This window comes from Phormidesmis priestleyi BC1401 (assembly GCF_001650195.1).
Taxonomy (GTDB): domain Bacteria; phylum Cyanobacteriota; class Cyanobacteriia; order Leptolyngbyales; family Leptolyngbyaceae; genus Phormidesmis_A; species Phormidesmis_A priestleyi_B.
Window position 1 is genome coordinate 1 of the sequence record NZ_LXYR01000148.1, and the last position, 1,957, is coordinate 1,957.

The 1,957-nt window shown below is 50.1% G+C and carries 3 protein-coding genes and 1 pseudogene; 2 read left to right on the top strand and 2 right to left on the bottom strand.

All coding sequences use genetic code 11. From position 1 onward, the window contains the following. Positions 1–348: 348 nt before the first annotated feature. Both A8707_RS26060 and A8707_RS26065 read left to right on the top strand, forming a co-directional pair. Positions 349–825, top strand: a complete 477-nt coding sequence (locus A8707_RS26060; RefSeq protein WP_068820353.1) for a hypothetical protein — start codon at positions 349–351, stop codon at positions 823–825. A gap of 67 nt (positions 826–892) precedes the next feature. Further along, positions 893–1,090 carry a hypothetical protein gene (locus tag A8707_RS26065; RefSeq protein ID WP_068820355.1) on the top strand — a complete coding sequence of 66 codons (198 nt, stop codon included), beginning with the start codon at positions 893–895 and terminating at the stop codon, positions 1,088–1,090. Between the two features lie 144 nt (positions 1,091–1,234). On the opposite strand, the pseudogene A8707_RS27355 reads toward A8707_RS26065, so the two are convergent. Together A8707_RS27355 and A8707_RS26070 are read right to left on the bottom strand one after the other, a co-directional pair. Then, positions 1,235–1,414: pseudogene (locus tag A8707_RS27355) on the bottom strand (IS256 family transposase); the annotation flags it as partial. A gap of 232 nt (positions 1,415–1,646) precedes the next feature. Next, a partial coding sequence (locus tag A8707_RS26070) for a DUF1345 domain-containing protein (RefSeq protein ID WP_156518904.1) occupies positions 1,647–1,957 on the bottom strand: 311 nt, incomplete at its 5' end.

A 1,957-nucleotide genomic window follows, 5' to 3' on the forward strand; every position in this document is an offset into this window, starting at 1 on the left:
TAATAATGGAACCAGATTTTACCTTGAGAGTATTTCAGCAGCAAACTGATAATTTCTACAGGTTAGCCAAGTTTTGGGGTCAGGGTGAGGGAGCACAAGCTAAAAGAACACCTTGCTAGAAGAGCATTACAGCTTTAAGGCAAAATCTGGTTCCCTTGCTAATAAGACCCCATCAGCACAAATTTGTCTCGATGTCATTTAATTTGGCTCTGTACATCCTCTTTCTAGAGTGTGATGACAGCAACCCGTCGTTCCACCATGATTGACACGAGCCGCTTTTCCCAGGGGCAGATCACCTGTTACATAGGGAAAGGCAATCACGGTGCCTTGGTGTAGAGGACTCAAGTTATGCAAAGATTTCCAGATCAACGTGGTGTCCGCCCCACTGCCATGCTCCTTTCAGCGCTCCTGACTGTGCCCTTGTTTGCGGGATGTGGTCAGCGTCAGGCTACTGTGCCGCCGCCAGTCGATGACACGCGCACTGCGACTACTACAGCAGCGCCGACGGAGCAGAAGAAGGGCATGAGTAATGTTCAGAAAGGAGCAGTCGTGCTGGCTGGAGCTGCCGCTCTTTACTATCTTTATAACCAGCACAAACACGCGCAGGCACAGGCAGGCGAGAACGGACAGTATTACCTTTCTAAAAACGGTCGCGTTTATTACCGGGATGCAAACCATCAAGCGCATTGGGTAACCCCACCGCCCAATGGCATTACGGTGCCAGCCGCAGATGCGCAACAGTACCGTGACTATCAAGGGTATGACAACCAGACCACCGGACGTGACCTCACGTCGTTGCCAGAAGCGCAGTCAGCAACCAACTGAGTTGCTTGACAGAACGCACGTGGGCACTAGATAACAAAATCAATTTTGTAAACATTGGAGGACGATTATGGTAGGCGATTTTTTACGCAAAGCAGCCGATGCCTTACTAGGCGATCAGCCAGCAGAGAGCGAGAATCAACCACCGCGACCCGCGAGTGAAGACCCGTATGGCGATCCGGCAAATCAACCGACCGATGCTGGGCAGTTCGGCAATGTGCGACCCGCGAGTGAAGACCCGTATGGCGATCCTGCTGACCAGGCATAGCACCCTTATATAGGGTAAATAATAGTGAGCGAGCCGTGAACCGCCAATAATAAAGCACCCTAACCAATGATTGGCTAGGGTGCTTTATTTTGAATCCAATTTGGCATTCCGGGTATGTCAAGTAGTTTGTGTCAAAGGTCAAAATTAGAGCGGAAATCGCTCTTCGTACAGAATCGCAAAACGGTTTAGAGCAGGCTTCCAGTTTGAAATGGGCATCGTCCATTTTTTCGCAATGTGGTGCATCGCCCGATAAACCACTTTGAGGGCAGATTCATCGGTGGGAAACGCCCGATGATTCTTGATCACTTTTCTCAGGGTCATGTTGGGGTAGACACAGAAAACAGAAAATATAGCACGTTAAGGAATTGAAGAAGCTGGAACCCAGCGTTAGAGCGTCGGTACAGACACGCCAAGATTTTAAAAGGAATGCACTTCTCTGGTTCTTCTTTGGCGCTATATTCAACGTCATTGCGGTTCTTGTCCTGCTTTACAAGAACTCGACCTGAGACCCCTAGTGCGGCTGCATCGGTCTTGCCTGTCCGTTAGGCGATCGAGGTTAGATCAGCCCTGCCACAAGGTTGATCGTCATCGCTAAGAGGCTGGTATTGAAGAAAAACGAGAGAATGCCATGCAATAAAGACAACCGCCTCAGAGTCCGGGAGCGTACGGCGACATCAGACACCTGGCTCGTCATCCCAATGACAAAGGAAAAGTACAGAAAATCCCAGTAGTCAGGCTCCGTGTCACCCGGAAAATCGAGTCCGTCGTCCTTGCACTCGGCTAGAGTCTTGCCTTCCTGATAATAGAGGCGCGCATAGTGGGACGCAAAGATGGTGTGAACCAGCAGCCAGGAACCTACAATCGATG

Excerpts from the sequence above, each read along its gene's own strand:
- A8707_RS26060 (WP_068820353.1), top strand. The coding sequence starts at position 349 with ATGCAAAGATTTCCAGATCAACGTGGTGTCCGCCCCACTGCCATGCTC.
- A8707_RS26065 (WP_068820355.1), top strand. The coding sequence starts at position 893 with ATGGTAGGCGATTTTTTACGCAAAGCAGCCGATGCCTTACTAGGCGAT.